23 protein-coding genes are annotated in these 22,705 nt (G+C 61.3%); 13 read left to right on the forward strand and 10 right to left on the reverse strand.

Going from position 1 to position 22,705, the window contains the following annotated elements; genetic code table 11:
* Positions 1-37: 37 nt before the first annotated feature.
* Positions 38-562 (forward strand): superoxide dismutase[Cu-Zn], encoded by a 525-nt coding sequence (gene sodC, locus A0U94_RS03540; protein WP_077802462.1) that lies wholly within the window; start codon positions 38-40, stop codon positions 560-562.
* A 10-nt stretch (positions 563-572) separates the two neighbouring features.
* Here sodC and A0U94_RS03545 read toward each other — a convergent pair whose 3' ends face one another.
* From A0U94_RS03545 to tsaD, 3 genes are read right to left on the reverse strand one after another with little or no spacing between them, the layout of a single operon-like run.
* The gene (locus A0U94_RS03545; protein ID WP_208611670.1) at positions 573-1,547 is read right to left on the reverse strand and encodes an NAD(P)H-dependent glycerol-3-phosphate dehydrogenase; all 975 of its coding nucleotides are present in this window, start codon (positions 1,545-1,547) and stop codon (positions 573-575) included.
* A gap of 2 nt (positions 1,548-1,549) precedes the next feature.
* Positions 1,550-2,389 carry a 23S rRNA (adenine(2030)-N(6))-methyltransferase RlmJ gene (locus A0U94_RS03550; protein WP_062033343.1) on the reverse strand — a complete coding sequence of 280 codons (840 nt, stop codon included), beginning with the start codon at positions 2,387-2,389 and terminating at the stop codon, positions 1,550-1,552.
* On the reverse strand, positions 2,386-3,483 hold the full coding sequence (gene tsaD / locus A0U94_RS03555) for a tRNA (adenosine(37)-N6)-threonylcarbamoyltransferase complex transferase subunit TsaD (RefSeq protein ID WP_077802464.1): 1,098 nt from the start codon (positions 3,481-3,483) through the stop codon (positions 2,386-2,388). The genes A0U94_RS03550 and tsaD overlap by 4 nt, the downstream gene beginning before the upstream one ends.
* 85 nt (positions 3,484-3,568) lie before the next feature.
* On the opposite strand from tsaD, the gene hemC reads away from it, so the two are divergent.
* Entirely contained in the window at positions 3,569-4,618 is a 1,050-nt protein-coding gene (gene hemC / locus A0U94_RS03560) for a hydroxymethylbilane synthase (RefSeq protein WP_077803816.1), read from the forward strand.
* A 41-nt stretch (positions 4,619-4,659) separates the two neighbouring features.
* Positions 4,660-5,316, forward strand: coding sequence for a uroporphyrinogen-III synthase (locus A0U94_RS03565; protein WP_244178058.1), 657 nt, complete (start codon positions 4,660-4,662; stop codon positions 5,314-5,316).
* Here A0U94_RS03565 and secB read toward each other — a convergent pair whose 3' ends face one another.
* Positions 5,317-5,838: a protein-export chaperone SecB gene (gene secB, locus A0U94_RS03570; RefSeq protein ID WP_062033330.1), complete on the reverse strand. Its 522-nt coding sequence runs from the start codon at positions 5,836-5,838 to the stop codon at positions 5,317-5,319. It lies immediately after the preceding gene.
* Positions 5,839-6,045: 207 nt separating this feature from the next.
* Between secB and A0U94_RS03575 the strand changes: the two genes are divergently transcribed.
* The 4 genes from A0U94_RS03575 to A0U94_RS03590 all read left to right on the forward strand — a co-directional run bounded on the left by A0U94_RS03575 (position 6,046) and on the right by A0U94_RS03590 (position 10,407).
* Positions 6,046-6,843, forward strand: a complete 798-nt coding sequence (locus tag A0U94_RS03575) for a Tim44/TimA family putative adaptor protein (RefSeq protein WP_077802465.1) — start codon at positions 6,046-6,048, stop codon at positions 6,841-6,843.
* Positions 6,844-6,886: 43 nt separating this feature from the next.
* Complete coding sequence (mltA, locus tag A0U94_RS03580) at positions 6,887-8,029, forward strand: murein transglycosylase A (protein WP_077803818.1); 1,143 nt, start codon at positions 6,887-6,889, stop codon at positions 8,027-8,029.
* The gene (locus A0U94_RS03585) at positions 8,026-8,844 is read left to right on the forward strand and encodes a DNA-methyltransferase (protein WP_077802466.1); all 819 of its coding nucleotides are present in this window, start codon (positions 8,026-8,028) and stop codon (positions 8,842-8,844) included. Before mltA ends, A0U94_RS03585 begins: the two co-directional genes overlap by 4 nt.
* A gap of 81 nt (positions 8,845-8,925) precedes the next feature.
* Entirely contained in the window at positions 8,926-10,407 is a 1,482-nt protein-coding gene (locus A0U94_RS03590) for a cytochrome-c peroxidase (RefSeq protein ID WP_249208263.1), read from the forward strand.
* A 76-nt stretch (positions 10,408-10,483) separates the two neighbouring features.
* On the opposite strand, the gene A0U94_RS03595 is transcribed toward A0U94_RS03590, so the two are convergent.
* Positions 10,484-11,677 carry a lipase family protein gene (locus A0U94_RS03595; protein ID WP_077802467.1) on the reverse strand — a complete coding sequence of 398 codons (1,194 nt, stop codon included), beginning with the start codon at positions 11,675-11,677 and terminating at the stop codon, positions 10,484-10,486.
* 127 nt (positions 11,678-11,804) lie between these two features.
* A complete protein-coding gene (locus tag A0U94_RS03600) occupies positions 11,805-12,014 on the reverse strand; it encodes a hypothetical protein (protein ID WP_077802468.1) in 210 nt (69 codons plus the stop codon).
* Positions 12,015-12,170: 156 nt separating this feature from the next.
* Here A0U94_RS03600 and A0U94_RS03605 point away from each other — a divergent pair, with 156 nt between their 5' ends.
* Complete coding sequence (locus A0U94_RS03605) at positions 12,171-12,734, forward strand: Smr/MutS family protein (protein ID WP_244178059.1); 564 nt, start codon at positions 12,171-12,173, stop codon at positions 12,732-12,734.
* 5 nt (positions 12,735-12,739) lie between these two features.
* Here the strand turns inward: A0U94_RS03605 and A0U94_RS03610 are convergent, their stop codons facing one another.
* Together A0U94_RS03610 and hemF are read right to left on the reverse strand one after the other, a co-directional pair.
* A complete protein-coding gene (locus A0U94_RS03610; protein ID WP_062033313.1) occupies positions 12,740-13,822 on the reverse strand; it encodes a type 2 periplasmic-binding domain-containing protein in 1,083 nt (360 codons plus the stop codon).
* On the reverse strand, positions 13,819-14,736 hold the full coding sequence (gene hemF / locus A0U94_RS03615; RefSeq protein ID WP_062033310.1) for an oxygen-dependent coproporphyrinogen oxidase: 918 nt from the start codon (positions 14,734-14,736) through the stop codon (positions 13,819-13,821). The genes A0U94_RS03610 and hemF overlap by 4 nt, the downstream gene beginning before the upstream one ends.
* A 287-nt stretch (positions 14,737-15,023) precedes the next feature.
* Between hemF and A0U94_RS03620 the strand changes: the two genes are divergently transcribed.
* Positions 15,024-15,914: an S-methyl-5'-thioadenosine phosphorylase gene (locus A0U94_RS03620; protein ID WP_077802469.1), complete on the forward strand. Its 891-nt coding sequence runs from the start codon at positions 15,024-15,026 to the stop codon at positions 15,912-15,914.
* Positions 15,915-15,966: 52 nt separating this feature from the next.
* On the opposite strand, the gene A0U94_RS03625 is transcribed toward A0U94_RS03620, so the two are convergent.
* Both A0U94_RS03625 and A0U94_RS03630 read right to left on the reverse strand, forming a co-directional pair.
* Entirely contained in the window at positions 15,967-16,230 is a 264-nt protein-coding gene (locus A0U94_RS03625; RefSeq protein ID WP_077802470.1) for a hypothetical protein, read from the reverse strand.
* Between the two features lie 106 nt (positions 16,231-16,336).
* Complete coding sequence (locus A0U94_RS03630) at positions 16,337-17,047, reverse strand: dienelactone hydrolase family protein (protein WP_244178060.1); 711 nt, start codon at positions 17,045-17,047, stop codon at positions 16,337-16,339.
* Between the two features lie 42 nt (positions 17,048-17,089).
* Here A0U94_RS03630 and A0U94_RS03635 point away from each other — a divergent pair, with 42 nt between their 5' ends.
* The 4 genes from A0U94_RS03635 (at position 17,090) to A0U94_RS03650 (ending at position 22,668) form a co-directional block, all read left to right on the forward strand.
* On the forward strand, positions 17,090-17,296 hold the full coding sequence (locus A0U94_RS03635) for a DUF4169 family protein (protein WP_077803821.1): 207 nt from the start codon (positions 17,090-17,092) through the stop codon (positions 17,294-17,296).
* 129 nt (positions 17,297-17,425) lie between these two features.
* A complete protein-coding gene (groES, locus tag A0U94_RS03640; protein ID WP_062027127.1) occupies positions 17,426-17,716 on the forward strand; it encodes a co-chaperone GroES in 291 nt (96 codons plus the stop codon).
* A gap of 50 nt (positions 17,717-17,766) precedes the next feature.
* Positions 17,767-19,407: a chaperonin GroEL gene (gene groL / locus A0U94_RS03645; protein WP_077802471.1), complete on the forward strand. Its 1,641-nt coding sequence runs from the start codon at positions 17,767-17,769 to the stop codon at positions 19,405-19,407.
* A gap of 279 nt (positions 19,408-19,686) precedes the next feature.
* Positions 19,687-22,668, forward strand: coding sequence for a TonB-dependent receptor domain-containing protein (locus tag A0U94_RS03650; RefSeq protein WP_208611671.1), 2,982 nt, complete (start codon positions 19,687-19,689; stop codon positions 22,666-22,668).
* Positions 22,669-22,705 lie beyond the last annotated feature (37 nt).

The raw sequence follows: 22,705 nt of genomic DNA on the forward strand, positions 1-22,705 counted from the left end.
ATTATCATCTGATTTTTTAAAAGACTGTGAGCTCACCATGTGTCGTTCCGGATTTCTGACCCTTCTCCTGGCCTCTGTGATGGCCATTCCTGCGCTGGCCAGCGCTGCGGACAGTGTTTCGGGAGAACTGAAAGGGACGGATGGCACGTCTCATGGGATCGTGACGGTAACCGGGGCACCGAAGGGGGTTTTGTTGCGCCTTCAGGTGCAGGGGCTGACGCCCGGCTGGCATGGGATTCATTTCCATGAAAAGGGAAGCTGTACGGCCCCGAAATTTACCAGTGCAGGCGCGCACGTCCATACGGTGACGCCGGTTGTGCATGGTCTTCTGAAAGCGGATGCGAATGATGCCGGCGACCTTCCTAACCTGTATGTAGGAGCCGACGGGACAGCGACGGTGGAGCTTTATTCCACCTTGGTATCACTGAAAGGCGACCACGGTTTGCCCGCGCTGATGGACGCGGATGGAGCGTCTGTGGTGGTTCATGCCAAGCCGGATGACTATCAGACCCAGCCGATCGGTGGTTCGGGCGACCGGGTGGCCTGCGCTGTTCTGCACTGAGGCGTCGTCGTTATTCCCGGGTTGGGGGGCGGTCCAGCAAAAGGTGGCGCGCTTCCTCGATCGAGACACCCTCGTTGAGAAGTCGGGTCACGGTCTCGATGATCGGCACCCGCACGTTGTGTCTGCGGGCGAGGGCGAGCATGGCGGGGGCCGTCAGAACGCCTTCCGCCACAGTTGTGCGTGAGGCGAGAATGTCCGCGAGCGGGCGGCCTTCGCCGAGTTCCAGCCCCACACTGTAGTTGCGCGAGCCGCGTCCCGTGCAGGTCAGGATGAGGTCGCCCATGCCTGCGAGGCCCGCAAGCGTGCTGGCACGGCCGCCTGTAGCTTCGGCGAGGCGGCCGATTTCGGCAACGGCGCGGGTGATGAGAGCGGCGCGGGCGTTTTCGCCCAGGCCGGCACCGATCGTGATCCCTGCGCCGATGGCAATGACGTTCTTTGCAGCCCCTGCAAGCTGGACGCCCGCGGCGTCATCGCTGGCGTAGAGTCGGAACGTTGAGGTGTTGAGCAGGGCTGTGAGAGACTGCGCGAGCACGAGGTCCGCGCAGGCAAGCGTTGCGGCGGCGGGAAGTCCTTTGGCGATTTCAATGGCAAAATTCGGTCCGGAGAGGACGCCAGTCGGACGGTTCGGCATGGTTTCAGCCAGAACGTCGAGCGGCAGAAGGGACGTGGTCTGTTCCAGTCCCTTGCAGCAGGTCACGACTGGAACTGCGGGATCGAGGATGGTTTGAAGGCACGTGGAGACGTCGCGGGCGGTCTGGACGGGGGTGACGAGCAGGGCGACGTCAGCGCTACGGGGAAAGTCGCCGGTTATGGTGACGTTTTCGGGCAGGATGATGTCTGGCAGGCGCGGGAGAATGCGGGTTTCGGGCGCGACGGGATTGCGCATCCAGAGTGTCACGTCCGCGCCGGTCGCTGCGGTGGCGCAGGCCAGCGCTGTGCCCCAGGCTCCGGCGCCGATGACGGCGATATGCGGACGTGTGGTCATGATTATTCTTCCGCCAGTCGTTCGATGTTGATCTGGATGCCTTCGGCGTCAGGGGACCGCAGGCCGGTGGCGAGAGCTTGCAGGATATTGCTGGCCTCGTCCTCAAAACCGAACGGGGCGTTAACGACCAACAGGCCGCAGCCGTTCAGACGGGACGGATCAACGGGCGGCCGCAGCAGGAATTCGCAGGCGAGCATGTCCTGAATGCCTGCGTCCTGAAGCGCCGTGTAGAAGGTACGGACGGGGGTGCGGTGCTTGATCGGGTACCAGACAGCAACGATCCCGGCGCGGAAACGGTTGCGGATCAGGGCAATGGCATCGGCGCAGCGGGCGAAATCGTCCGTTTTTTCAAATGGCGGGTCGATGAGGACGAGGCCGCGCTTGAAGTCCTTGGGCGGCAGGAGCGCGCGGAGAGCTTCGTAGCCGTCACGGTGATGAACAGCAGCCTGCGGGTCGGCGTGAAAGAGGCGACGCAGGGGGCGGACGTCTTCGGGGTGCAGTTCGCAGGCGATGAGCTGGTCCTGCGGGCGGAGTTCGGCGCGGGCGAAAGCGGGGGAGCCGGGGTAGCGGTGTCGCTCCTGCACGTTGGGTCGCACGGCGTCGAGATAATCCGCAAGGGCGGCCGCAGGCGGGCTGTTGAGGAGTTGACCGATGCCTGCACGCCATTCGCCGGTTTTTTCGGCTTCTTCAGAGGACAGGTCGTAGCGACCGCATCCGGCATGAGTGTCGAGGACGACGAAACCTGCGGGTTTGCGCTTGAGCGCCTTGATGAGTGCGAGAAGCAAAGCGTGCTTCATGCAGTCGGCGAAGTTTCCGGCGTGGTAGATGTGGCGGTAGTTCAAGAGGCGTGTTCCGGGATGGCGGGAGTGCGTTCTGAGAGGGGCCAGCGGGGGCGGGCGGCGGTGTCGATTTCGTTAGGGGTCTCGCCCGCATGGAGGCGTTCGAGGGCAGCCCAGGCCACCATCACCGCATTATCCGTGCACAGGCGCAACGGGGGCGCGAAGAAGGGGATGCCATGGGCGACCGCGACCTTTTCGAGGGCGTGACGCAGGGTTTTGTTGGCGGCGACACCGCCTGCGACGACGAGGGCAGTGGCGTTCGGGCTGCGGGTCAGGGCATGTTCGGCGCGGTCGGCCATGACGTCTGCGACGGCGCGCTGAAAGGAGGCAGCGACGTCTGCTGCGAACTGACGCGGAAGGGCGTCGCGGCTGCCGGTCGGATCCTGTGTGTCGATCAGGCGGCTGACGGCCGTTTTGAGGCCCGAGAACGAGAAATCGCAGCCTTCACGGCCCTTGAGGGGGCGGGGGAGCGCATACGCGTCGTCACGGCCTTCCGTGGCGAGTTTTTCCAGCGCGGGGCCGCCGGGCCAGCCGAGACCGAGCATTTTGGCGACCTTGTCGAAGGCTTCCCCCGCCGCGTCGTCGATTGTGCCGCCGAGGCGGACATAGCGGCCGGTTTCCTCGAGCAAAACGCACTGGCAGTGACCGCCCGAGACCAGCATCGTCAGGTAGGGAAAGTGAAGCCCGGCTCCGAGGCTGGGGAGCCGGGGCGTGAGAATATGGGCTTCGATATGGTTTATGGCCATGAAAGGACGGTTCAACGCCATGGCCAGTCCTTTGGCGTAAGAACTGCCAACAATCAGGCCGCCGATCAGGCCGGGGCCGGTTGTCCCGGCGAAAACGTCGATGTCGGCCAGCGTCAGGGAGGCTTTTTTCAGGACTTCCGCCACGAGTGTCGGTAGCGCATCCAGATGCGCGCGGGCCGCGATTTCCGGAACGACGCCGCCGAGAATGGCATGGTCGGTCTGGGACAGCACGCCTTCAGCCAGGATCGTGCCGTCATAAGCGAGGATGGCGCAGGCCGTGTCGTCGCAGGAGGTTTCGATTGCGAGAAGGGGGCGCACGGATGTGGAGGGACGTATGGCGGAGGCTGGCATGGCTCTTATTGCTGGCATGGCTCTTATTATGGCCGAGTCTGTCATATCATGACAGTCCCGTGTGAATGGGCTAAAGCTGCCGTTCATGAATGCTCCCGTCCTGCCTTCCGATGCGCTCCAGCGAGTTGCCGCGGAAGCCGTCCGCCGATCCCATGCCGCTGCGCCGCCGACTGGCCGCAAGCTTCCTCTTCGTGTCGGGTCGCGGGCGTCTCCGCTGGCGCTGGTCCAGACGCGCAATTTCCTGACGCGTCTGACGCGGTTCTGTCCGGTCCTGCGCGACATGGGCGCATTTCAGGAATACCAGATCAGCACCGAGGGCGACCGTAATCAGGCGCAGCGTCTTGCGGAAATCGGCGGTAAGGGTCTCTTTGCCAAGGAAATCCACGAGGCGCTGGTGGCCGGGCGGATTGATTTCGCGGTGCATAGCCTCAAGGATCTGGAAACCAATCTGCCGCCGGGTCTCGTGCTGGCGTGTACGCTCAAGCGCGAGGATGCGCGCGATGCGCTGATCCTGCGGGACCGGACCGTAACCATTGATCCGGAGCGCCCCTATGACTGTCTGCCTGAAGGGGCGCTGATCGGATGTGCGTCCGTGCGGCGTCAGGCGCAGATGCTGCATGTGCGACCGGATCTGCGGTTTGGTCTGCTGCGCGGGAACGTGCAGACGCGTCTGGACAAGTTGCGGGCCGGAGCGTGCGACGCGACGCTGCTGGCGCTGGCCGGGCTGCGCCGTCTGGGCATGGAGGACCGTGTGGATGTGGTTTTCGAGCCGCATCAGATGCTGCCGGCTTCGGGGCAGGGCATTGTGGGCGTAACGGTTCGTGAGAGTGATCTGGAACTGCGCGAACTGCTGTCTGCGATCGAAGATCCGGAAGCACGGGCAGTTTCGACGGCTGAGCGCGCACTTCTGGCGGAGCTTGACGGCTCCTGCCGGACGCCGATCGGAGGCTATGCCCGGATCGAGAAGGGCGTGCTGAAGCTGACGGGCATGATTGCGAGCGAGGACGGGACGTTCCTGTTGCAGCGTGACATCGAAGGGGCACCGCTTGAAGCTGCCCGTTTGGGCACGGAGCTTGCGGATGAGCTGCGTCGCGATACGCCTGCTAATATTTTTGAAGACATGAGGCGTCCCTGACGCTTCGTCCTCCTGAGCCGCGACGCCCTGAAACGGGGCGCGTGGTTCTGGTGACCCGGCCGGAGCCCGGACTGTCCGCCGCCATGGAGCAGGTCCGGGCGCTGGGCTGGCAGGCGATGGCGTGTCCGATGCTGGACATTACGCCATTTGCGCCGGTTGCCCCTGAAAAATTCTGGGCCGTACTGGTGACCAGTGCGAATGCGTTGCCTGCGCTGCGGGACTGGCCGAGAGACCGGCTTGTGGTTGCAGTGGGTGCGCAGACGGCTGCGCGGGCCCGTCAGGCCGGGTTCGTGAATGTCGAGGCGGCTGAAGGAGACGCGCGGGCGCTGGCCGTATTCTGTCGGGCGCGCGGCATTACAGGCGTAGATGTGCTTCTGGCCAGTGGCGAAGGCTATGGCGTGGAGCTGGCGCGGGATCTGGGCGTGCAACGCGTCGAAGTCTACGCGGCCTGCAAGCGCGAGGCTCTGGCTACAGAAGCAGCTCAGGCGCTACAGGGCGGGCGAGTCGAGGCTGTTCTGCTGTATTCGGGGAAGACGGCAGAAGCGTTTCGGGAAGCGCTTGGAGCCGAAGACGTGACGGCGCTGTCGGCCGTGCGGGCGCTCTGTCTGTCAGAGGCCATTGCCGCGCGCCTGAACCACGGGGAATGGCGCGCGGTAACGTGGCCCGATCCGCTGGAGCAGCTCGGGCCGGCAGTGTGATCAGGCTTCGCCGGCGGGTTCCGGGAACTGCTGGGCGCGCTTGGCCTGCCACAGGGCGACGAAGTCGATCGGCTGGAGCACGACGGGCGGGAAGCCACCGTCACGCGTGACATCGCTGACGATGGCGCGGACATACGGGAAGATCAGGCGCGGGACTTCGACCAGCAGGATCGGCTCGACCAGTTCCTGCGGCGGGTTGGTCAGCGTCACGACAGCGGCATACGTCAGTTCGGCGATGAACACCGTGCGACCGGCCTGTCCACCTTCCTGTGCGGGTGGCTCGGCGGCTTCGGCGCGGACGGCCAGAGCGACTTCATAGACAGCCTGGTCTTCTTCCAGACGATTGGCCTGGACGTCGATGTTCACGGAAATCTGCGGGGCAGAGCGCAGCGTTGCAAAAATGGACGCGCCAGCCGGAACTTCGAAGGAAAGGTCCTTCGTGTACTGCAGGTTGATGGCGAGCGGCATTGCCGGCACGTTTTCCTGACCCATCACGGTATTGTCGGCGGTGTTCTCTGACATGCGGTCTCCGGTTCCGCAGGGGCAAACCCCATTGCGGACATCGAGTAAAACGATTGCGATCCCTCGGCGGTAGCATGATGTCTGCTGAACGCCAAGATACGCTTCCGGAGGACGGATGGTTGAGATCGGAGGAATTGCACCCTATCTGTAGGGCAACGGATCTTTAACCGGACACTGTGAACTCCGGACTTTGAGAAACAGGGCTTCATGTCTTCTGATGACATTCACCTCCCCGCAGGCCTCATGGCGCATGCGGGTCATTATTTCCCCTGGGACCTCGTGGTCCTGTTCGTGCTCGCCGTCGTGCTGGGCGTGAGGCTGTACCGTGTGCTCGGCCGTCGCGTCGGAATGCAGGGCGTGCGACAGGAACGTCCGGGCGGTGGCCGTTTCGGGTTTGGCCCGCAGAAGGGCGGGGCTCCTGATACGGCACGTCCGGGTGCGCCGCCGCCACTGCCGGGGCAGACTTCGGCCACAGGGGGCAACGGTGTGTTCGCTCCTGCCGCCGCGCCGGAAGTCGAGTATGAAATTCCTGCGCCCGTGACCCGCGTCGGGGGTGTTCTGGCCGATATTGCGGGGGCATTTCCCGGTTTTTCGCCTTCAGGTTTCCTGAAAGATGCGGAAGATACGTTCCGGCAGGTGGTTCCGGCCTTTGCAGCCGGTGATCGGTCTGCGCTGGAAAAACTGCTGACGCCAGCCGCTCTGGACGGTTTTTCGGCGGCCATCGATGCGCGGACGCAGGCTGGGGAAACGCAGCGGAGCGATCTCCGTGGCGTTGAGAGCCTGTCCATTCTGGATGCGATGCTGGTGTCTGCGGAAGATGGCGTGCGGACGGGCCGAATCGAAGTCCGGGTCGTGTCGCGTCAGGTAAATATCCTGACCGATCGTCAGGGAGAGCCTGTGGTCGGGACCGAAGCCGTTACCGAATTCCATGATCTGTGGCTGTTCGAGCGCGTGGTCGGCCAGTCCGATACGCGGTGGCGCCTTGCGGCATCCTGCCCCGCCTGATCGTTTTTCGAGTTCTTTTCTGTTCGAGTTTTCTGCCTGTCCGATGAAAAAACTGCTGACCCTGATGACGCTCGGCGTGCTGTGTGGCTGTACGCAGCCGGAGGCGCCATCATCATTTTCGCTTTCTCCCGTGGGATATGATTCGCTTGCCGGATGGGGGCAGGAGGATTTTGCATCGCTGATGCCGCTGCTTCGGGAGGAGTGCCACCGGCTGACGCAGTTGCCGCCCGAAACGCTGCTCGGTGGAAGTGATGCCATCACTTATGGCCGTCATCCCGCTGACTGGGGCAATGCCTGTACGGCGCTGGCTACGGCAACGGATGCAAAGACGTATCTGGAGACGTGGTTCCAGCCATACGAGACCGGCACTCAGGCCTTCTATACCGGTTATTTCGAGCCGCAGATTTCTGCCTCCCTGACACGCGGTGGTGAGTATCAGACGCCGGTCTATGGCCGTCCGCATGATCTCGTCCGGGCGAAGGCGACCAATGGCCAGATGGTCAGCGGTCGGTGGGTGAACGGACAGTTTGAGCCCTATTACGATCGTGCTGCGATTGATGGCGGCGCGCTGGAAGGGCAGGGGCTCGAGATCGCCTGGCTGAAAAATCCGATAGATCTGTCGTTTTTGCAGATCCAGGGCTCGGGGCGGCTGATTCTGCCGGATGGCGGGCAGGTGCGTGTGAGCTATGACGGACGCAACGGACAGGCCTATGTGCCGCTGGGGCGTGTGCTTGTACAGCAGGGCGAACTGCCTGCGGATGGTGTCAGCATGGACAGCATCCGAAACTGGCTGGAGACACATCCGGACCAGATGATGTCCGTGCTTGAGCGTAATCCGAATTATGTTTTTTTCCGTCGCGACGACGGCAATCTGGCGCAGGGGCCGAAGGGGGCGTTCGGAATGCCGCTGACGGCCGGGCGCTCGGTGGCGGTTGACCGGTCTCTGGTGCCGTTTGCGATGCCGCTCTGGGTTGAGACGAAGCTGCCTTATGGCGCGGGGCAGCCCGCGACCTGGGATCATCTGGTGTTCGCACAGGATATCGGAACGGATATCAAGGGTGCAGGACGTGCCGATCTGTTCACCGGGTGGGGCGCGAGTGCACAGTCCATCGCCGGGAACCTGCATGCGCATGGCCGAATGGTGCTGTTTCTGCCGCGACCGCCTGCGGAATCTGCCGCGCAATGATCCGCAGTCGCCGGGAAAAACTCGGTGTTCACACGCTGATCCGGGGGGACTGTACGACGGTCCTCAAACGGATGCCGTCGCAGAGCGTGGATGTAGTGGTAACGTCGCCGCCCTATAATCTGGGGGTGTCATACCGGACGTATCAGGACCGCCTGCCCGAAGATGCGTATCTGGACTGGCTGGAGGATGTCTGCACCAGTCTGTGTCGGGTGATGAAGGATGACGGGTCGTTTTTCCTGAACATTGCGGGATCGTCGTCCCAACCCTGGCTGCCGTTCGAGCTGATGACGCGGCTGCGCAAGCTGTTCGTGCTTCAGAACCACATCACCTGGATCAAGTCGATTTCGGTTGGCGAGATTACGTACGGGCATTTCAAACCGCTGAATTCGGCGCGCTTCGTCAACCGCAATCATGAGCATGTGTTCCATCTGACCAAGACGGGAAACGTGCCGGTGCAGCGGCTGGATGCAGGTGTGCCGTTTACGGACAAGAGCAACATCGTCCGGCGTCAGCACATTACGGACCGGCGGTGTCGCGGCGATACGTGGTTCATTCCTTACGAGACCGTGCGCAGCCGCAAGGAGAAGTTCAGCCACCCGGGCACATTCCCGGTGGCGTTGCCCGAAGCCTGCATCCGGCTGCACGGGCTGCGGCCGGGCGGCGTGCTGCTGGACCCGTTCATGGGGTCGGGAACGACGCTGGTGGCGGCGGAGCGGATGGGCTGTGTGGGGATCGGGATTGATACCGACACGTCTTATGTGAACGTCGCGCGCAAGCGGGTGCGGGCTGCGATTGATCATGAGGACGAAGATTAATCGACAACACCTGTTTTTCTGACAGGTTCAATCACTTTGACTTTGCGTGTCACTTTTCGACATTATCACGGCACCGTGATCATGAGGAGAAAAGTGGTGCGTTCCAGCACGATTACAAAGGGAATTGCCGGTCTGGTGGCGCTGGGCGTTGTCGCCTGGGGCGGGACTGTCACATATCTCGAGCATTTCGATCATGCTGGAGCACCGCAGCTTCCTGCGAGCAGCCCGACGCGACAGGACCCGACGGCCATGGCGGCGTTCGCGGCTCTGCGCGAAGTGCGATGCGATTACTGCCACACGCAGAATGCGAACCTGCCGTTCTATTTCAGCCTGCCGCTGGCCAACCAGATCATGAAGCGCGATCTGGTGCAGGGGCAGCGTCATTTTGAATATGCACCGGTTCTGGCCGCGTTGCAGGACGGCAAGCCGCCTTCGGTCGAGCAGCTTTCGCGTATCGAGGAAGTCATCACGCAGAACCGCATGCCGCCGGCTGCCTATCTGCTGATGCACCCGCATGCGCATCTGAACGAGAAACAGCGTGTGGACATCCTGAAATGGGTGCGTGAGCAGCGTGAGCGTTATTATGCGACGCCGGGTGTGGCGGCGCAGTTCCGTGGCGAGCCGATCCAGCCAATTCCCGAGAGTGTGGGCGTGGACTGGAAAAAGGCCGAACTCGGCCGGGCGCTGTTCTTCGACAAGGGATTGTCGGGCGACGGAGCGCTCAACTGCGCAAGCTGTCATGGTCTGAACAAGGGGGGCGTAGACAACCTGACGACTGCGACGGGTATTGGTGGACAGAAGGGGCCGATCAATGTTCCGACCGTCTATAATTCCGTGTTCAGCATGGCGCAGTTCTGGAACGGCCGCGCGAAGGATCTGGCGGAACAGGCGGCTGGTCCGGTTATGAACCCGCTCGAAATGGGCTCGCATGACTGGGCGACGGTGGCCGAGCATGTTCGGAGCACGCCGGGCTATGCCGGGCAGTTCGAGGCGGCTTTTGGCTCCGACCAGATCGACAAAGACACGATCACGGGCGCGATTGCAGAATATGAAAAGACGCTGATCACGCCGGACAGCCGCTTCGACCTGTATCTGAAGGGCGATCAGAAGGCGATTACGGCGCAGGAAAAGCGCGGTTACGAGCGCTTCAAGGAAATCGGCTGCTCAGGCTGCCATAGCGGTATTGCCGTGGGTGGGGACGCTTACGAAATTCTTGGTCTGGAAGGACCGTATTTCGAGAACCGTCACACGAAGCTGACGGCTGCGGACGAAGGACGTCTGGCTGTGACGCATGCGGAAGGCGATCGGGCGCGGTTCAAGGTTCCGAACCTGCGCAATGTCGAACTGACAGGTCCGTGGCTGCATGATGGCTCGGCCACCACGCTGGAGCAGGTTGTGCGTGAGATGGCCCGTTACGAGACGCCGGATACGGATATTGCCGATCAGGATGTCGCGGATATCGTGGCGTTCCTCAAGACCCTGACAGGCAAGTACGAAGGCATTCCGTTGAAGGATGTGCCAGCCGACCAGCCCTTACAGGCTCCGGCACCAGCTTCGAACTGAAGCTCTCGGAAAGTTCAGAAATGAAAACGGCCCCGGATCATCCGGGGCCGTTTTTTTGAGCGGTATTTGGGAGGCCTTATTGCGGAACGGGGTTGCACTGCGGCGGGACAGGCTGACCGGTCATGACTTCGGTGGTGAAGATTGCGGAGTCTGCCAGAGAGCCGTTGACCGTCTCACTGTGGTTCAGACCCTTGTAAAGATGCGCCTGAACGAGCGATCCTGCGGCGCAGGCAGCTTTAACCAGCCCGAGCTGGAGTGCAGGCGGGACGTCACGGTCTTCTGTGCCCGTCCCGGTGAAGAGAGGCTGGGCCAGTTTGAGGGTCGGGAATTCCATGCCCTTCAGTGCCGGGCTGATGGCCTTGAGAAAGGTCGGCTGGAGCGTGTTGTGCAGTGTCAGGCCAGCGGCCTGCGTCTGCTGCGACAGGGAGGTCAGGCATTCATGCGCGGCTTTGCGGTAGAGAGGCAGCGCTTTGGGGGTGAAAGCCTCTTCGGGGCGGAAGTGTGGGTCGTGTCCTGACAGTCCGGTGGCAAGGTAGAGGACGTAATCGACGAGCGGGCTGTAGCCTGCGTCGGGATGGGCGGCATTTTTGAGCAGATCCCCAAGGAGTTCGGGGGTGACGTAAGGGGCTCCCGTGGCCACGGTGCCGCGAATGTCTAGTTCGGGAGCATAGGTGGGGGCATAGGCCGCGGTGGCCACGGCGGCGCCTCCGCCCTGTGACTGACCGACGATCATGATCTTGTTTTGCAGGCCCTGCACGTTGGTCAGTGCAGCGCGGACACTGTCGAGGACGCTGTAGGCTTCGACGCGGGTGTCCAGATAGGCATGGGTGCCGGGACCACCCAGGCCCTGATAATCCGTGGCGACGATGGCGAAACCGCGCTTCATCCATGTTGTGAGATAGGTGCTATTGCGATCGCTATAGGGATTAAGGGACGGTGCGCAGCTGTCGTCCACGCCAACAGTGCCGTGTGCCCAGGCGACGATCGGCCAACCGTCCTTGGGAGCAGGGCCGGGGGGAAGGATGATTTCGGCGGTGACGGGAACGAGGCCCTTGCCGGTAATGCCGTTCGTTGAGAGATAGGTGATGCGCAGGGCGCGTCCGGCGTCCGGAAGGCCGAGGGCTGCAGCGAGCGGCGCCGAAGCGGTGATTGTTCCGGGCTTCTGGACGCCTGAGGGTGCTGCGGCATGGGCTGCACTGGCGAGAGTGCCGATGCAGAGTGCCGTGCTGGCGAGAAGAGGGGCGAATTTACGTAAAAGAGGCAGGGGCATGAAAAATCCTAGGTCGGTCCTGGGCCGGTCTGGCGTTGCAGCCGAGACTGACGGCATGGTCCTTAACGTCAAGTGAATTTAAAATGGCGCGTTCTGGCACGAATGCGTCTGAAATGCTTCGGACAGGCTAATCATCCTGTGCAAGGCGGCGGTCGGCAGCCTTGTCGATCTGTTCACGCTCTTCCGCTGTGAGCAGGCCGCGTTCGTATTCCTGTGTGGCGCGGGCCTTGGCGTTACTGGCACGGGCACGGGTGTCGATGGGGTAGGCCCGTTTTTCAGGCAGGGCGAAGGCGCTGTCAGGAAGGCTGCCGCGCTCTTGCGGTGTCAGATGGCTCATGGGCCTGTTCTTTCCATAAATGGAACCTTGCCTGTGAACGCATCAGCGGGGGTAAAGTCCCGAAAGAACATTGTTCAATGGTGGTGGAAGCCGTTACATGCTCGGGGCCTGAATTGCCTGATGGACATGGGCGGCCGGACAGGAAGTGAGGGCAGTGTGGCGAAGCGGGATCTGAGGGAGGAAGAGGCGACGCTGTGGCGGATGGTTGTCCGTGATATCAGGCCGTTGCGCTCTCCGCGTTCTCCGCGTCGCGTGGGTCTTGTGACGAAAGTCGAACCTCCTGCACCCGCTGCGGAGCTGCCGCGCTCCCTGCCTGTGGTGACGGGGCGCTCTTTCGTGCCGGTGCAATCCGCGAAGCCGAAGTCCCGTCCTGCGGAGTTGTCGGTCGGCGTACGGGCGCCGGGGCTGGATGATACGAGCTGGAAGCGTCTGTCACGCGGGCAGATGAAGGTTGATGCGCGGCTCGATCTGCATGGATACGTCGTGCAGGAGGCGTTTGAGCGGCTGTATGATTTCATGCAGCGCGCACGGGTGCGGAACTGGCGCTGTGTGGAGGTTGTGACGGGGCTCGGAAGCGGGGAGACGAGCGGCCTGATCCGCCGTGAACTTCCGTTGTGGCTCCAGCGTGGGGATCTGCGGTCCATGGTTCTGGCCGTCGTGCACCCCCATGCGGCCAATCATGGGTCGGTTCGCATCCTGCTGAAAACGCGCCGCCGCTGAGACTGTCAGAGGTGACGGGTTTCCTGTCCTTCGCGCCAGCGCGGCGTATTGACGGCGAGCCAGCGGCGCAGGGCCAGCGTGGCTCCCAGATCGGGGACGGCGCGTGAGAGGAACGGAGCGGCGTTGTCGCCAGTGACCAGCTTGAAATGATGCGTTTCGGCCCAGCGTCTGACGCCGGCATCCGCAGTGGCAGCCGTACAGGCATGGTTCCACTGTGTGACGATTTCCGGAGGCGTCAGCATGGGCAATGCGATGGCCATGGCAGTGTCGGCTGCTGCGGAGACGGCCTGCCAGGCGTGATAGAACGGGCCTTCGGGGGGGCGGTGACGGGCCTGCTGATAGGCTTCCATGAAAATGGGGATAGTCGTCGAATGCGTGTCGGTCAGGTCGCCGGTGGAATAGATCGCGCTCGTCCCTTCGGGCAGGTTGGCGAGCACATCATCCAGCGGTCGGTCGAGCGTGTATGGAGAAATCTGCACAGCATCGACGGTGCCTTCGTGCAGGGCGGTCAGGGCCTTTGACGAATCGACATAGCCGGGCACGGGAATGGGGCGCAGGCCCAGAAGAGAAAGGCCCATCAGCGCGTTGAGTTCCGGGCCCCCGATGCGGGAGACGGCGAGGCGGACAGGATGGTCGTGGAAGAACCCCGTCAGGCGGCTGCGCAGGGTTTTGTGCAGTTCGGCGCGGGCGATGACGACGGTCGTGGTGGATGCCACGAGGACCGGAGTCCAGCGTCCGAAGTCGTAGTGAACACGGGAATCGCCCGTCAGGGAGGCCAGAAGGGTAGCGCCCGGAAACGCCAGGGCAGTGTTGCCGTCGGGCGCACTGTTGGCGTCGAACAGGTTTGCGGCGCGAACGCCATCCTGCCCGATATCGGGGGTCAGTTCGAGAGGCGTCGCCAGATCCAGCGCGTGGGAGATGGCACCACTTGCAAGTTCTGCGAACTGACCGGGGATGGAGGCGAGCGTGCCGCCCAGAAGGAGCTGAACATCCGTCAGAGTCCCGGCGCGGGCCGGAAGGGTCAGGAAGGGAGCGGCTCCACCAAGGGCCGCCAGCCCCTTCAGCGCTGCACGTCGGGTCAGTCTCACGGCCAGCGCACTTCCGGCGGCATGCTCATGAGAATGGACTCGGTATTGCCGCCCGTCTTGAGGCCGAACAGTGTGCCGCGGTCGTGAAGAAGGTTGAACTCCACATAGCGGCCGCGCCGGATGAGCTGGGCGTCACGGTCGGCTTCGGTCCAGGGAGTGAACATGCGGCGGCGTACGACAGCGGGGTACGCGTCGTGAAACGCCATGCCGACGTCCTTCGTGAAGGCGAAGTCGAGAGTTTCATCGCCAGTGAAGAACTGGTCGTAGAAGATTCCGCCCAGACCGCGTGGTTCGTTGCGGTGGTGCAGGTGGAAGTAGCGGTCACACCACTCTTTGAAGCGGGGATAGTGCTCCGGATCGTGGCGGTTGCAAGCGTCTTCGAAGGATTTGTGAAAATAATCCGCGTCAGACCGGGCTTCCGCACTGTCGGGGAACATGGGCGTGATGTCGCCACCACCGCCGAACCAGCCCTTCGTCGTGATGATCATGCGCGTGTTGAAATGCGCGGCGCTCACATGCGGGTTGCAGGGATGGGCGACGAGGGAGACGCCGGTTGCGAAAAAACGCGGGTCTTCATCGGCGCCAGGAATGTTCTTGCGGAACTCGGGGGAGAATTCGCCCCAGACGGTTGAAACGTTGACGCCGACTTTCTCGAACACGCGACCACGCATGACGGACATGACGCCGCCGCCGCCTTCGGGGCGGTTCCAGACGGTGCGTTCAAAGCGGCCGGGGGCGGTGCGGTCGCGCAGGACCTGCGAACCGCCTTCGGCTGCTTCGTCTTCGAGTTTTTCGTATGACGCGCAGATGCGGTCACGGAGGGTTTCGAACCAGGCTTTGGCGTCCTGCTTGAGGGCGTCGTGAGGTACGTCTGGACGAACGGTTTCGGCGAAACCGGGGCTGATCTGGTCCATTTTTTCTTCCCCCGTCTATACAGGACAAAACTTCGTTACGCGCAGTGTCCTAGCAAATCGCGCCGTCGCCGAACAGTTGGCTGTTGCATGACGGACGCTCATTGGTGGCGGCCATCCGTGGCGGGACGATGGCGCAAAGACATTTTCATTTCGTAAAAACGTCGGGTTTTTATGAAAATGTTTCTCCGGAGGCAGGAGGGGACGTGCGTTGCGGGCAAGGCTTGCGCGCGGGGCGTTCTCGTGGTCCAGAACGGGCAGAGCGGATTAACCAACAGTCAGGAACAGACATGTCTTCGGAACAGGAAATCCAGCCCGTCATCGGTGTGATCGGTGGTTCGGGGCTGTATGATATCGACGGACTCGAAAACAAGGAATGGCGCCGGGTTGAAACGCCCTGGGGCGAGCCGTCCGACGAACTGCTGTTCGGGACGTTCGAGGGCGTGCAGTGCGTATTCCTGCCGCGTCACGGGCGGGGTCATCCCATTCCGCCGTCACGCCTGAATTTCCGCGCCAATATCGATGCGCTCAAGCGCGCTGGCGTGACGGATATTCTGTCACTTTCGGCCGTGGGTTCGCTCAAGGAAGAGCTGCCGCCGGGGCATTTCGTGCTGGTGGACCAGTTCATTGACCGCAGCTTCGCACGTGAGAAGAGCTTCTTCGACACGGGCTGCGTGGCGCATGTCGGCATGGCGGACCCGGTTTCGGCGCGAGTGCTGGATGTGGTGCAGGGCGAAGCAGCTACGCTTGGTATTCCGTTTACACGGGGCGGGACGTATCTGGTGATGGAGGGGCCGCAGTTCTCCACGCGTGCCGAGAGCGAGCTGTACCGGTCCTGGGGCTGTTCGGTTGTGGGCATGACGAACATGCCGGAAGCCAAGCTCGCACGCGAAGCGGAGATGAATTACGCAACCGTTGCGATGGTCACGGATTTCGACTGCTGGCACACCGAGCATGACAGCGTGACGGTTGAGGCTGTCGTGAAGGTCATGACGGGGAATGCAGAGAATGCACGCCGTCTTGTGAAGGCGGTCATTCCGGTGCTGGGCAAGAAGCGCGCTGCAGATCTGACGGCCGAGCGGGCGCTGGATCATGCGATCATCACGGCCCCGGCCGCACGCGATCCGAAGCTGGTGGCCAAGCTCGATGCCGTGGCCGGGCGTGTTCTGAAGCAGGGCTGAGGCTCTGCTGAACGCCGCGCCAGCATGAAGCGGGCGCGGCGGATGTCATGGATCAGTCGAAATTATGGTTCGGGTCTGCGTTCAGGTCGATGCCTGCACGGGCATCGTCGATTTCAACGCCGTCCAGTTCTACCGGCGGCAGATCCTTGACCGGAGTGCCCTGCGGCACGCCTTTGATGGCGATCAGGTCGGCGGCTTTTTCGAGATAGCCTTCGGGGCCGCAGGCCGGTTTGCCATCGGCTTCCCACAGAAGGCGCGCTTCGTGACGGATCGCGGCATCGTGCTTGGGGTCGTCTTTGAGCGGGTTGGTGCTCATCTTGAAACTCCTGTCTGATCCGGTGCGGTATTCGCCGGGCCTGTCGTCATTATAGACCCCTTCCACGGTTTTGCGACAGTCTGTGTCATCGTGTCGGGGGTGCGCTTCAGGCGAGATGTGTTTTCAGAAATTCGACGCTGCGGGACCAGGCGAGATCACGGGCTTCGCGGTTGAAGCTTGGCCGTTCGGGGCAGCCGAAACCGTGACCGGCGTCGTCGTAGACATATTCCTCGATCTCGGGACGGGCGTCGCGGATCTTCTGGATTTCGGTATGGGGGATGGAGGAATCCTCGCCGCCGAAATGCAGTTCGACCGGACAGTGCGGTGCGGTTTCGACATGATTGCCGATGCTGCCGCCATACCAGCTTACAGCGGCGTTCACGTCATGGGTTTGGGTCGCCGTCAGCCAGGCGAGCAGGCCACCCCAGCAGAAGCCGATGATGCCGACTTTTTCGTGCCCTGCGTCGTGCAGGGCTTTCGCGCAGGTGGCGATGTCGGCGAGCGTCTTTTCGGACGGGATCTGGCTGCGGAGTTCAAGACCTTCCGTCACGCCGGCCTGTGAGTAAGGCAGAACGACGTTGGGTTTTGCCCGATCGAAAACCGCCGGAGCGATGACGTGGAAACCCTCGGTCGCGAAGTCGTTGCAGACATTGCGGATATGGTCGGTGAGGCCGAAAATCTCCTGTAAGACAATAAGGGCGAGCGGCGACTCCGCCGAGCCGGATTCCCAGGCACCGAAGCTGTGGCCGTCCGTAGCCGTCAGCTTGACCATCTGGCCTGTCACGGGGGTTTTCTTGTCCGTTGGGCTGTGTTTCATGTCTGTATATCCAGTCCTGTCATGCCCGAAAGGCCATGAGCCATGAGCGACGTCATCAATCTCCGCCGGGAACGCAAACGCCGCAAGGGTGCCGAGGATGCAAAGGCCGCGGATGCGAACCGCCGTCTGCATGGGCGGACCAAGGGACAGAAAATGTCGGAAAACATGGAAAAACAACGGCTGAAAAGCCTGCTTGACGGACGGAAACTTTCTTCCGAGCCAGCCGGAGATGGCAGCGGGAAACCTTGACGGAAACGGGTTGGGCGCCTATATCTTTGGCACTCTCCATGTGAGAGTGCCAAATGCACTGCAGTCATTGAGTGCAGCAACCCGGTCATGCTGCTTTTTACAAGGGTGTGACCAATAATGGAGCGATCCATGACGAAGTTTCGTCCCCTTCACGACCGCGTGGTGGTCCGTCGCCTGACGGGCGAAGAGAAGACCGCCGGCGGCATCATCATTCCTGACACCGCCAAGGACAAGCCGACCGAAGGCGAAGTCGTTTCCGTCGGCCCGGGTGCCCGCAACGAGCAGGGCCAGATCGTGGCTCTGGACGTCAAGGCTGGTGATAAGGTGCTGTTCGGCAAGTGGTCCGGCACCGAGGTCAAGATCGACGGCGAAGAGCTGCTGATCATGAAAGAGAGCGACATCATGGGTGTGATCGGCTGATCAGCCGTCCCCGTTTCCTCTCGTAAAAACCTCATTCAGGAGTAAGAATTATGGCTGCCAAGGACGTAAAGTTCGGCGCTGATGCCCGCGAGCGTATGCTGCGCGGCGTTGATATCCTCGCAAATGCCGTCAAGGTGACGCTCGGCCCGAAGGGTCGTAACGTTGTTCTCGACAAGAGCTTTGGCGCACCGCGCATCACCAAGGACGGTGTGTCGGTTGCCAAGGAAATCGAACTGGCTGACAAGTTCGAGAACATGGGCGCCCAGATGGTCCGTGAAGTCGCGTCCAAGACGAACGACATCGCAGGCGACGGCACCACGACCGCAACCGTGCTGGCCCAGTCCATCATCCGTGAGGGCGCCAAGGCTGTTGCCGCTGGCATGAACCCGATGGATCTCAAGCGCGGCATCGACAAGGCTGTTGGCGTTGTTGTTGAAGAGCTGAAGAACAACACGAAGAAGATCACGTCTCCGGAAGAGATCGCCCAGGTCGGAACGATTTCCGCCAACGGTGAGACCGAAATCGGCGAAATGATTGCTTCTGCCATGCAGAAGGTTGGCTCCGAAGGCGTCATCACGGTTGAAGAAGCCAAGGGTCTGCACACAGAGCTCGACGTTGTCGAGGGCATGCAGTTCGACCGTGGCTACATCTCCCCGTACTTCGTGACGAACCCGGAAAAGATGACGGCTGATCTCGACAGCCCGTACATCCTGATCCACGAAAAGAAGCTCTCTTCGCTTCAGCCGATGCTGCCGCTTCTCGAGAGCGTTGTGCAGTCCGGCCGTCCGCTGGTGATCATCGCCGAAGACGTCGATGGTGAAGCCCTTGCCACGCTGGTCGTGAACAAGCTGCGTGGTGGCCTGAAGATCGCTGCCGTCAAGGCTCCGGGCTTCGGTGACCGTCGCAAGGCCATGCTGGAAGACATCGCCATCCTGACGGGCGGCCAGGTAATTTCCGAAGACATCGGAATCAAGCTGGAATCCGTCACGCTCGAAATGCTGGGTCGCGCCAAGAAGATCCACATCGAGAAGGAAAACACCACGATCGTCGAGGGTGCTGGCAACAGCGACGACATCAAGGGCCGTTGCAACCAGATCCGTGCGCAGGTCGAGGAAACGACGTCTGACTACGATCGCGAAAAGCTCCAGGAGCGTCTGGCAAAGCTGGCTGGTGGCGTTGCTGTCATCCGCGTCGGTGGCAGCACCGAGGTCGAGGTGAAGGAGCGCAAGGATCGCGTTGACGATGCCCTGCACGCAACCCGTGCTGCCGTTGAAGAAGGCATCGTTCCGGGTGGTGGCACGGCTCTGGCCCGCGCATCGTCCGCTCTGAAGGGTCTGACCTTCGACAACGATGACCAGCGCGTCGGTGGCGAGATCGTTCGCAAGGCTCTGCAGTCTCCGCTGCGCCAGATCGCTTTCAACGCCGGTGAAGACGGCGCTGTCATCGCTGGCAAGGTGCTCGAGAACGACAGCTATGTCTTTGGTTTCGATGCCCAGAAGGGTGAGTACAAGGACCTGGTTGCAGCCGGCATCATCGACCCGACGAAGGTTGTGCGTACGGCCCTGCAGGATGCCGCTTCGGTTGGTGGTCTGCTGATCACGACGGAAGCCATGGTTGCTGAACGCCCTGAGAAGAAGGCTCCGGCCGGCGCTCCGGGTGGCATGGGCGGCATGGGCGACATGGACTTCTGATCGAAGTCCGGTCCGTCTCCTGTCTCTTCCACGGAAGAGGCGGGAGTGTCCTGACATGTTGCAAAAAAGCCTCTGGCCTGCGGGTCAGGGGCTTTTTAAATAACTATTTAGTTGCTGAATCCAAACGAAAAACCCGGGCTGGGTATAACTGTTGCATTTATCACACGTGTTGCATTCAAGTGCCCTCTGAAAGCATGGCAGGTATGTATTTTTCGTGACAGTAACGCTCCGAGATCTTTAGAGAGGGGACAACATTCTTTTGAAGGATCTTGTTCTTTGATGAGCACATCTCGTCGCCACCTGTTGCTGTGTGCATCAATTCTCGGAGTTGGGACCCTGTCCGGGACGGCTTTCGCCGCTTCCACGACACAGCCGGAGCACCGTTCCCACAAGGCTGTGCATCACAAGGCCACCACTTCGACGGCTGCGGCCAAGACTGCAAAGCCTGCTGTTGCCGCTCCGGTTGCTGCCTCGTCCGTCGCCGTGCCGGTTGCCACGACGGCCCCGGCTTTCTCCAGCCGTCGTCGCGCTGAAGTTCTTGAAGCGCAGGGTGTCTCGGGTGGCAGCGAGCGTATGGTTGTTACGGGATCGGCTCTGGCCTCTTCCAACAACCAGAACGCCAACCCTGTCCAGATCGTGACTGCAAAGCAGATCCAGCAGACTGGTGCGACGACGCTTAGCGACTTCTTCGCGCGTATTCCGTCCATCGGTGGAACGGGTACGAACAACTCTGAAACCAACGGTACGGGCGGCGCCTCCTGCACCGATATCCGTAACCTTGGTTCGAACCGCGTACTTGTCCTGATCGACGGCAAGCGTGCGACGCTGAACGGTCAGACGAACTGTATCGATCTGAACGCCCTGCCGGTCCAGCAGATCGCCAGTGTCGAAATCCTGAAAGATGGTGGTTCCGAGCTTTACGGCGCCGATGCCGTCTCGGGCGTCATCAACATCAAGATGCGTCATGACTTGTCGGACGGTAACATCACCATCCGCGGTGGCATCACTGGTCATGGTGATAACGACACGGGTATGATCTCGGCCTATAAGGGCTGGAACTTCGATCATGACAAGGGTAACCTGACGCTGTTCGGTCAGTATATGACGCAGGGTGGCGTCATGCAGCGTAATCGCGGTTGGGCCAACCCCGTGCAGCTGACGGATAATCCGGTAGGTTCAGGTGGTGAAACCTTCGGGTCCGGCTACTCCAATTATACGCATGTCCAGAGCAGCACAACGAACCTGAATGCTGCTGTGGCACCGGATGGCAAGACAGTGAGCACTTGGGGTGCGAGCAATCGTTACCCGTATGGTGAGCACCAGAGCCTGATCAACCAGCTCCAGAACTCCAGCCTTTCGGGTGATTTCCACTACCAGTTCAACCGTCATGCCAATCTATATTCCAATGTGATGTATTCACATCGGACCAGCTCCAGCTACATGGCAGCCGAGCCGTTTGACGGTTCTGTTCCTCCCAGCACGTTGCCGTCCGTGCTCACGGTGCCGGCGAATGATCCAAACAATCCGTTTGGTCAGGATGTCGATATCACGAAGCGTCTGACGGAGCTCGGTGACCGCCGTGACGAGAACGCCACCGATACGGTTACCGCCAAGGTGGGCGTGAACGGTGCGATCGCTTATGGCTGGGATTACGACGTGTCGTATACCTACGGTTCCAATATGTCGACGGACCATCTGGAGAATGTTGGGTCGTACACGAACCTGCTGAACGCCTATGGTCTGCAGCAGGTTGATCCGTCCAACTCGGCCAGTGCCCTGGTCTATAATCCGTCGGTCTGCCCGTCCTTCGGGTGCAGCAATCCGTTCGGAACGATGGGCAAGCAGGCAGCTTCCTACGTTAACTACAACACGAATACTCATTCGCATTACCAGCTTCGTGACTGGAACCTGCGCATCAACAACAACCATGTAACGACGATGCCCTGGAAGGGCGGCGGCGATCTGGGAATGGCGTTTGGTTTCGAACATCGTGGCGAACAGCTGACCAACACGCCTGACGAGCTGATCAGCAGCGGGCAGAGCCTGACCAACACGGTTCTTCCGACCAGCGGCGGCTTTGACGTGACGGAAGGTTATGCGGAAGCCAAGGCAACACTGCTGAAGAACGTTTTCCTTGCCAAGGATCTGACGATCGACGCGCAGGGTCGTGCGTCGGGCTACAGCACGACGTCTGATACGGCGAAGAACTGGAAGGCGTCCATCAACTGGGCTCCGACGCAGGACATCCGTTTCCGTGGTACGATCGGCACGTCCTATCGCCAGCCGAACGTCTATGAGCTGTATGGCGGTCAGTCGCTTAGCTACAACCTTGCCAACGATCCCTGTGACTCGGCTCAGGTTGGAACTTATGGAGCGGCTTCGGCAACGGTTGCAGCAACCTGCGCCAAGCAGGGGATCAACACCTCCACGTTCCATCAGTCTGGTACAGGTCAGGTTCCGACGCTGGGTGGTGGTAATGCGCATCTGGCACCTGAGATCGGGCGGACCTACACGTTCGGTACGATCATCACGCCGCGCTGGATCCCGAATCTCTCCATTTCCGGTGAGTTCTGGCACTACTCGGTCAACCACACGATCAGCGCGCTTCCGACGCAGTACATTCTGGACGGTTGCTACACGGGGACCAACTCCTCGCTTTGCAATACTGTGAACCGCCTGGCAAATGGTCAGATCAACACGGTTTCTGCGACGAACCAGAACACTGGCGCGCTGCATGAGAGCGGCGTCGATTTCGACTTCGACTATCATATCCGTGTTGCGCGTCACGACATCCTGTCAGTATCCAACAACTTCCAGTACCTGCTGAACTACACGCAGCAGCTGGTTCCGGGTGGGGCATTCACAAACTACACCGGCGCCCTGCTGTATGCTGGTGGTCCGAACAATGCCAATGCGTCCTATGGCATTCCGCGCGTTCGTGATTATGCGACGTTCGGCTGGACCCATGGTGCATTTACGGCGACTTACATGATGCAGTTCATCGGTGGGATGCGTTGGAACGACCAGTCCGAGTTCCTGACCTCCGCCACAGCGGGTCGTTACAAGACGCCGATGATGATCGAACAGGATCTGACGCTCGCATACCGCTGGAAGAAGTGGAACTTCGAGAGCGGCATCAACAATATCACCAACAAGAAGCCCCCTTTCGTAGCCAGCGGTGTGGATAACAGCGCCGGTGCGACCTATGGCAGCTTCTATCAGGGACGTTATTTCTTCCTGCAGGCAGGCATGAACTTCTGATCCTGTCAGTCTAAGTGACGCCCAGGACCTCTGGTCC

The organism is Gluconobacter albidus (assembly GCF_002005485.1).
GTDB classification, from domain to species: domain Bacteria; phylum Pseudomonadota; class Alphaproteobacteria; order Acetobacterales; family Acetobacteraceae; genus Gluconobacter; species Gluconobacter albidus.